Origin of the sequence: Sporanaerobacter sp. PP17-6a, from assembly GCF_900095615.1 — a bacterium.
Classification (GTDB): domain Bacteria; phylum Bacillota; class Clostridia; order Tissierellales; family Acidilutibacteraceae; genus Acidilutibacter; species Acidilutibacter cellobiosedens.
The window spans coordinates 26,256-34,704 of sequence record NZ_FMIF01000003.1; the positions used below are offsets into that span (position 1 = coordinate 26,256).

The 8,449-nt window shown below is 32.8% G+C and carries 7 protein-coding genes and 1 tRNA gene; all 8 read left to right on the top strand.

The window, feature by feature from the left end; translation table 11 throughout:
• The first annotated feature begins 58 nt into the window (after window positions 1–58).
• The 8 genes from PP176A_RS02945 (at window position 59) to PP176A_RS16155 (ending at window position 8,265) form a co-directional block, all read left to right on the top strand.
• A complete protein-coding gene (locus PP176A_RS02945; protein WP_071138965.1) occupies window positions 59–667 on the top strand; it encodes a helix-hairpin-helix domain-containing protein in 609 nt (202 codons plus the stop codon).
• A 14-nt stretch (window positions 668–681) separates the two neighbouring features.
• Complete coding sequence (gene selD, locus PP176A_RS02950; RefSeq protein ID WP_083381749.1) at window positions 682–1,710, top strand: selenide, water dikinase SelD; 1,029 nt, start codon at window positions 682–684, stop codon at window positions 1,708–1,710.
• Between the two features lie 18 nt (window positions 1,711–1,728).
• Window positions 1,729–3,150 (top strand): L-seryl-tRNA(Sec) selenium transferase, encoded by a 1,422-nt coding sequence (gene selA, locus PP176A_RS02955; RefSeq protein ID WP_071138967.1) that lies wholly within the window; start codon window positions 1,729–1,731, stop codon window positions 3,148–3,150.
• Between the two features lie 4 nt (window positions 3,151–3,154).
• Window positions 3,155–5,065 (top strand): selenocysteine-specific translation elongation factor, encoded by a 1,911-nt coding sequence (gene selB, locus PP176A_RS02960; RefSeq protein ID WP_071138968.1) that lies wholly within the window; start codon window positions 3,155–3,157, stop codon window positions 5,063–5,065.
• Window positions 5,066–5,126: 61 nt separating this feature from the next.
• The gene (locus PP176A_RS02965; protein WP_071138969.1) at window positions 5,127–5,822 is read left to right on the top strand and encodes a response regulator transcription factor; all 696 of its coding nucleotides are present in this window, start codon (window positions 5,127–5,129) and stop codon (window positions 5,820–5,822) included.
• Complete coding sequence (locus PP176A_RS02970; RefSeq protein WP_200795975.1) at window positions 5,791–7,227, top strand: sensor histidine kinase; 1,437 nt, start codon at window positions 5,791–5,793, stop codon at window positions 7,225–7,227. The genes PP176A_RS02965 and PP176A_RS02970 overlap by 32 nt, the downstream gene beginning before the upstream one ends.
• 32 nt (window positions 7,228–7,259) lie before the next feature.
• The gene (locus tag PP176A_RS02975) at window positions 7,260–8,117 is read left to right on the top strand and encodes a GerMN domain-containing protein (RefSeq protein ID WP_071138970.1); all 858 of its coding nucleotides are present in this window, start codon (window positions 7,260–7,262) and stop codon (window positions 8,115–8,117) included.
• A 51-nt stretch (window positions 8,118–8,168) separates the two neighbouring features.
• Window positions 8,169–8,265 (top strand) — tRNA-Sec (locus tag PP176A_RS16155).
• The last annotated feature ends 184 nt before the right edge of the window (window positions 8,266–8,449 follow it).

Consider the following 8,449-nt stretch of genomic DNA (forward strand, 5'->3'; position numbering starts at 1 on the left):
GAAATATGTCTATAAAATAGAATATGGGAATAGGAAATATATTTTAGGGGGTATAAAGATGAGTTCCTTTACAAAGAGAGAACAAATAGTTATACTAATAATAGTTGTATTAATGGTTTTTATAACTATTTTGAAATTTGATAAAAAAGACAATGTCATTTCTTTGTCAGAAGAGAAAACAGTTGATGAAGCGGATGAGAAAGAATATGAAATAGAGGATGATATTACAAAAGATCAAGAAGAAAGTATAATGATCCATATCAGCGGCGAAGTGTACAAACCCGGAGTCTATGAAATGCAAAAGGGAGATCGGGTGAAGGATGCAGTAGATAAGGCAGATGGTTTGAAAAAAGATGCAGATATTGATAAAATAAACCTTGCTAAGAAGCTGGAAGATGAAGAAAAAATCTACATACCTGCAATCGGAGAAGAAATTGAAAATTATTCTGAAGATCAGACTAATGGTGAAAAAAATGATAAAATTGATATTAATAATGCAGATAAAGAAGAGCTGATGACTTTGAACGGTATAGGAGAAGTATTGGCTGATAGAATTATAGAATATAGAGAAAATAATAAATTTAAAACTATTGAAGATTTAAAGAATGTTTCAGGAATTGGAGATAAAAAATTTGAAAGCGTTAAAGAATATATAATCGTTAAATAGAAAAGAGGGATAATATGGTCAGGCTTACTCAATTGACAAAAAAAGCTGGTTGAGCAGCGAAAATGGGGCCGGATGCCTTGGCACAAGTTTTGTGCCAGTTACCACAATCTTATGATAACAATATAATAGTAGGTCTCGATACCTCTGATGATGCCTGTGTATATAGGATAAGCGATGAAGTGGCTGTAATAGAAACTTTGGACTTTTTTACTCCAATTGTTGATGATCCTTATACTTTTGGACAGATAGCGGCAACAAATGCATTAAGTGATGTCTATGCCATGGGAGGGGAACCTAAATTGGCATTAAATATAGTATGTTTTCCAAATTGTTTGTCACCGGATATATTGGTTCAAATACTTAAAGGGGGATATGACAAAGTTCACGAGGCAGGAGCAGCTTTAGTAGGAGGCCATACTATAGAAGATGATGAACCGAAATATGGACTTTCCGTAACAGGATTTGTTCATCCTGATAAGATATTTACCAACAGCAATTCAAAATCAGGAGATGTTCTTGTGCTTACAAAGCCTTTAGGTATCGGTATTGTAAATACTGCAATAAAAGGTGAAATAGCAGATGAAAAGTCGTATAACGAAGCAGTTAAAGTTATGACGACATTAAATAAAGAAGCCAAAGATGCGGCAGTTAAAGCGGGAGCCAACAGTGTGACGGATATTACGGGCTTTGGACTCTTAGGTCATACTTTGGAAATGGCACAGGGAAGCAATGTTACAATAAAAATAAATTACAGAAGCTTACCCATAATAAAAAATGTGTTGGAATATGCCCAAATGGGTTTAGTACCTGCAGGGGCTTATTCCAATGAAAAACATGCGGGAGAAAAAGTATTTTTCAAATCTGAAATTCCGAGAGAAATAAAGGACGTCATGTATGATCCTCAGACTTCAGGAGGACTGTTGATTTCTTTGGAGAGGAAAAATTTAGAGGTGTTGTTGAAAGAATTGGAAAGGACTTCCCTTGAGTATAATGTTATAGGAGAAGTATTAAAAAAAGAAAGCCACTCAATTATAGTGGAATAAAAAGAGAGGACAGTTTTTATGGAAAATAAAAACCTATTTAAATTGATTCCTAAAGTTGATGAACTGTTGGAAGATAGCATTATAGAAAAATATATAGATTATGTCCCCAGAAAAATTATAGTAAATTCAATTAGAGATGAAACAGATTTACTGAGAAAAAAAATCAAGGACGGAAGAATTGAAGAAAAGGATTTAGTCAAGAAAATTGAAGAACTTCCTAAGGCTATTGGAAAGAGAATTGAAGATAAAAATAAATTTAATTTAAGAAAGGTTATAAATGGAACAGGCGTAGTGCTTCACACCAATTTGGGGCGTTCTATGTTAAGCTCTTATGTCCTGAAAGGGCTTGAAGAAATTTCAACCAATTATTCAAATTTGGAATTCAATTTAGAAACAGGGGAAAGAGGCTCGAGATATAGTCATGTGGAAGAACTTCTTAAGAGCATAGCCGGTTGTGAAAGTGCAATTGTTGTAAACAATAATGCGGCGGCGGTATTGCTTGTTTTAAATACTGTTGCAAAGGAGAAAGAAGTAATTATTTCGAGAGGAGAATTAATTGAAATAGGAGATTCTTTCAGGATACCGGAAGTTATGGAGGAAAGCGGGGCTCACTTATTAGAAGTCGGAACGACAAACAAAACTCATTTGTGGGATTATGAAAATGCAATTAATGAGAGAACAGGAGCTTTATTAAAGGTTCATACGAGTAATTATAAAATATTGGGATTTACTTCTTCCGTATCCGTAACGGAACTATGTGAGCTGAAGGATAAATATGGTATACCTGTTATTGAAGATTTAGGAAGCGGAACCCTTATTGATTTTTCTAAATATGGAATGGAATATGAGCCTACGGTACAGGACTCCGTTAAAAACGGAGGGGATATAATTACATTTAGCGGCGATAAACTTCTTGGAGGACCTCAGGCAGGTATAATTGTAGGCAGGAAGACATATATAGATAAGATGAAAAAGAATCCCCTTACGAGGGCATTTAGAATTGATAAATTGACCTTATGTGCTTTGGAAGAGACGTTGAGGCTTTATTTAGATGAAGAAAAAGCGGTAGAGATGATTCCTACTTTAAGCATGTTGACCTTAAAATCGAAAGAATTGGAAAATAGGGGAATAAAGTTGTATAATAGAATTAAAGAGTGTATTGATAAAAAATTTGCGGATATAGATTTGGTTGATGATTATTCTGAGGTTGGGGGAGGTTCTTTTCCTCTAGGGAAATTTCCGACCAAGTGTATAATGTTATCGTTAAAAAATATCAGGCCGGAAGAATACGAAAAGAGGTTGAGAAATTTCAAAGTGCCTATAATTGCCAGAATATATAAAGATAATATATATTTAGATTTAAGAACCATAATGCCTGATGATTATGATGTATTAATAGAAGGACTTTTATATGGCTTAACAGTTGATGAAGGAGTGTAGTAAGTTGAAACACATTATCGTTGGTACCGCAGGACATATAGATCATGGCAAGACCACTTTAATAAGAGCAATAACCGGGAGAGATACAGATAGATTAGAAGAAGAAAAACGAAGAGGAATTTCAATTGATTTGGGCTTTACTTATTTTGATTTGCCGAGTGGAAAACGGGCAGGAATAATCGATGTCCCCGGTCATGAAAAATTCATAAAGAATATGCTTGCCGGAGCTATGGGAATGGATGTTGTCATTTTGGTAATAGGAGCAGATGAAGGAATAATGCCTCAGACTAAGGAGCATATGGCTATACTTGATTTACTGGGGACGAAGAAAGGATTTATTGTATTAACCAAAATTGATTTGGTAGATGATGAATGGAGGAAATTAGTAGTAGAAGATATAAGAAATGAAACAAAAGGAACTTTTCTGGAAAACTGCGATATAATACCTGCGTCTTCAATGACGGGGGAAGGAATAGATAAAGTAATAAGTGCTATCGACAAAGCTGCTGATGAAGTGGAGGAAAGGGATTTCACGGGAATTCCAAGGCTACCTGTGGATAGAGTGTTTGTCTTGCCCGGAATCGGAACCATAGTTACAGGGACTCTTCTTTCGGGAACTTTTAAAGTCGGGGATGAAGTTCAGATTTTCCCAGGAAATAAAATTTGCAGGATAAGATCATTGCAGGTCCATGATGAGGATGTTTCAATAGCTTATGCAGGACAAAGAGTAGCTGCAAATCTTGCAGGAGTCAAAAAAAATGAAATTCAGAGAGGAGACGTATTAGGATATAAGGGTTCCATGAAAAAAACAATGATGATAGACGGTAAAATCAGATTGTTGAAAGATATTTCGAGAAGCATAGAAAACAGAACAAGGCTCCGACTTTATATTGAATCCAAAGAGGTATTATGTCGAATAATATTATTGGATAAGGAATCCTTATATCCGGGAGAAAGTGCATATGTCCAGTTGAGATTGGAAGAAGAAATAGTAGCTAAAAAAGGTGATAAGTTTATACTAAGGTTCTATTCTCCGATGTTTACTATAGGAGGGGGGGAGATAATAGAGGTTAATCCGGAGAAGAAAAAAAGATTTGATGAAAAGATTATAAAAGAGTTGGAATTAAAGGAAAAGGGAGATATTTCTCACATAATCGAAAAGATTATATTTGAAAAAAGCAGATTGTATCCTACAATCAAAGATATATCCATGTATTCCGTCATACCTGAAGAAAAAGTTGAAGAAGAAGTAAAGAAATTGAGCAAAGCAGATAAAATAATCTTATTTCCTCTGACAAAAGATACAGCCGTTATTCATAAGGATTATTTTGAGCGTTTGAAAAACAACATTATTAACGAATTAAATATTTATCATAAAGATAATCCTTTAAAAGCCGGGATTTCAAAGGAGGAATTGAGGAGCAAATATTTGAAGGATACGAAACAAAAGGTAGGAGATTTATTTATAAATTATATGATTGAAAAAGGGTATATTAAACAGGTAAAGGAAAGTATATCCTTAAAAGAATTTGAAATTAAATATAGTGATGTTCAGAAAAAAATCAAAGAGGAAATAGAAAAAGTTTATATGGATTCAGAATTAAATCCTCCTAATAAGGAGGAAATATTAAGAATAGTGAAATATGATAAAAAGGAAACTGAAAAGGTATTTGCTGCATTGCTGGATGAGGGAATTATTTTAAAGATTAAAGATGACTTTTTTATTCATAAAGAAATTTATTTAAAAGCACTAAATATTTTAGAGGAATATTTTAAAAATAATGATAAGATATCCGTAGGAAATTATAGAGATTTATTGAATACAAACAGAAAAGCAGCCCTTAACTTATTAGAAAATTTTGATGAAATGAAAATTACAAAAAGAATTGACAATGAAAGAATATATTTAAAATAACGTAAAAGTTGTTTGATGGTTTATGGATACTCAGATTTGTTAAAATACGAGGTGAAATTTTATGGACACCAAGATATTAATAGTTGATGATGAAAAGATATTTGTAAAGGGATTGAAATACAGCCTTGAACAGGATGGTTATACAGTTGATACCGCTTTTGACGGCCATGAAGCTTTGGATAAAACCTTTAAAAGAGATTATGATTTGATAATACTTGATCTTATGCTTCCCGGAATTGATGGCCTTGAAGTTTGTCAGAGGATAAGGCAGGACTCTCAGATCCCGATTATTATGCTTACCGCCAAGGGAGACGATATCGATAAAATATTGGGATTGGAATATGGGGCTGATGATTATCTTACAAAGCCATTTAATATATTGGAATTGAAAGCAAGGATTAAGGCAGTGCTCAGAAGAATTAATATGAAAAATACGAAAATTGTAGATCAGGTAGTTCAAATTGACGATTTTACTATTAATACATTAGGAAGAAAACTTACGGTTAAAGGACGGGAAGTAAATCTTACTGCAAAGGAATTTGATCTGCTTCTCCTTTTGGTGACGAATCCCGGGAAGGTATTTACAAGGGAAGAACTTTTGGAGACTATTTGGGGATACGAATATTTTGGGGATTTAAGGACTGTAGATGTTCATATTAGGAGGTTAAGAGAAAAAATAGAAAAGGATTCCAGCCAAGCAGAATATATTCTCACTAAGTGGGGAGTTGGTTATTATTTTAGGAGTAAAGCTCAATAAGAGAAAGTGGTTTTATAGTGTAAGGTGGAAATTAATTTCCACCTATTTGTTGTTACTTATGATATCCTTGTTCATTATTAATGCTGTTACAATCAATTCTATTTTGGAAAATTCTTTAGAAAAGAAAAAAGTTGATACTTTTGCTAAGGCAAATATTATTTCTATAAGAGTTAAAAATTATATTTTAACCCATAATATGGATTTAACTTATATTAAGTCAATGGTAAAGGAATATAGTAATGAAATTAAGTCGAGAATTATCATTGTTGATGTAAATAATATAGTGCAGGCGGACTCAGGAGATACATTTGTGGGGGAAGTTTTTAAGCATGACGAGATAAATAGTGCTTTAAAAGGGATGGCAACTTCCAATATTCATAATTTTAAAATTATGGGACGAGTTATGTATGTAGCTGTTCCAGTTACTGTTGACAAGAATATAATCGGGGCTACTCTCATATCTACTTCAATCAACAGTATTTATGAAGAGGTTCAACATATACAAAATAAGATTATTATAATATCTATTGTAAGTATGCTGGTAAACATCTGCATCAGCTTTCTATTAATGGGTTTGATATTTCAACCTTTAGATGAATTTAAAAGAGTAATAAATAAGGCTTCCCAGGGAAATTTAAAAGAGAAGATAAATATTGAAACAAATGATGAGTTTAGGGATGTAGCAGATGCTTTTAATATGATGATACTTAAATTGGATCAGGCAGATACGGAGCGGAAAGATTTTGTAGCTAATGTTTCTCATGAGCTCAGGACTCCTCTTTCTTCCATAAAGATATTATCAGAATCTCTGTTGAGTGAAAATGAAGAAAATATAGAAATTTACAGGGAGTTTTTACAGGATATAGACAGTGAAGTTGATAGGCTGAATAATATAATCAGCGATCTGCTTTCTTTAACAACTTTGGGAAAGGAAAATATTATTTTAAATTATAGAACCACTTATATCAATTTTTTATTGGAGAAAATAGTTTTAAGTATGAAACCTTTGGCTGAAAAAAAATCCATAAAACTAACATTGATATTGGAAGAAAAGGTTCAGATATCAATAGATCAAGATAAAATTCAACAAGCTGTAATTAATGTTATAGATAATGCTATTAAGTATACTCAACAAAACGGATTAATTGAAATAAAATTATATACTTTAGAACAATATGCAGTAATTGCTATTAAAGATAACGGTATTGGGATACCTGAAGATTGTATCCCTCATATATTTGAAAGGTTTTACAGAGTGGATAAAGCCAGGTCCAGAGAAACAGGAGGGACCGGATTAGGTTTGTCTATTTCTTGGCAGATAGTGTCTCTTCATAAAGGAATAATTGAGGTTGACAGTCAGTACGGAAAGGGAAGTACTTTTTATATAAAATTACCTTTGCAGTAACTTTTATGATTCATTTAATTGGAGGAATATGCATGAAACGAGTAATTTCTATCATAATTACTATGCTCCTTTTAATTTCAATACTTTCTTCTTGTCAGAATTATGATGTAATATATGAAGGAAGTAATAATTATCCTCCCATCAGCCCTCTTCCGGGAGATAAGACCGAAATAGTGCTTTATTATCCTAATAATAAGATGAAATTTTTGCTTCCGGAAATAAGGTTGGTATCGAGAAGCAATGAGGAACTGGCAAATGTGGTGATTCAAGAGTTATTAAAAGGAACTGACAAAAATAAATTAAGAAATATTATTCCACGGGAAGTAAAACTGCTATCGGCGGAAGTTATTGACGATACGGCATATGTAAATTTTTCAAAGGAAATATTAAAAGATTATTCCGAGAAGGAAGAAGCATTTGTAATATATTCTATAGTCAACTCATTGACGAGTATTTCCTCTATAAAAAAGGTTCAAATCCTTATCGATGGGAAAATGAGGAATGTTTTGACAAAATATTACCTAATAAGAGAACCGTTATCATTCAGCTCATTAATTGTTAATAAAGATTACGCGAGTCCTATAGATATAGTGAAACAATATTATGATTATATAACTCAGGAAAATTTGAATGGGCTTTTGAGTATCATGAAAATAGAGGGTAATGATAATATTAATTATAATACGAAGGTAGCCTATTTAAAAAGTAATATAGATTATATAGATCAGTATAATTTAATAGGATATACGATGTCTGGTTATTCCAACAATATTGAAGTACTTACAGGAGTATCCATCAGTACAAAAGAGAAGGTTGAAGAAAAAAAGGTAGTGAATTTTAAAATTGTAAACGAGAAGGGAAACTTTAAAATAACTGAAACGAATTTTTAAAAACAACTTGTAATATGTCGTTTTATATCTTATAATGGTATTTGTTCACATGGGGGTAGATAGGTGCTGGTGTGCCTTCTGGTCTTCAAAATCAGTATAGGGCGTTAATAGCGTCCTGGGTGGGTTCGATTCCCACATGCTCCCGCCATTAATTATATGCGGCTTTGGCTGCTTTTTATATTATCTGAAATTTTTCAAAGAAAACTTACTCAGGTAGGTTCTTTTTTAATGCAATTTTGGAGGTGGCAGCTAAGATAGAAAAAAGAGGTCTTTATTGGACCTCTTATCTATCTGTTATACCAAGTTGTCTTTTTAGGGCTGATTGTAAAACG

Coding starts and splice junctions, on each gene's coding strand:
- PP176A_RS02945 (WP_071138965.1), top strand. CDS start 59: ATGAGTTCCTTTACAAAGAGAGAACAAATAGTTATACTAATAATAGTT.
- selA (WP_071138967.1), top strand. CDS start 1,729: ATGGAAAATAAAAACCTATTTAAATTGATTCCTAAAGTTGATGAACTG.
- PP176A_RS02965 (WP_071138969.1), top strand. CDS start 5,127: ATGGACACCAAGATATTAATAGTTGATGATGAAAAGATATTTGTAAAG.
- PP176A_RS02975 (WP_071138970.1), top strand. CDS start 7,260: ATGAAACGAGTAATTTCTATCATAATTACTATGCTCCTTTTAATTTCA.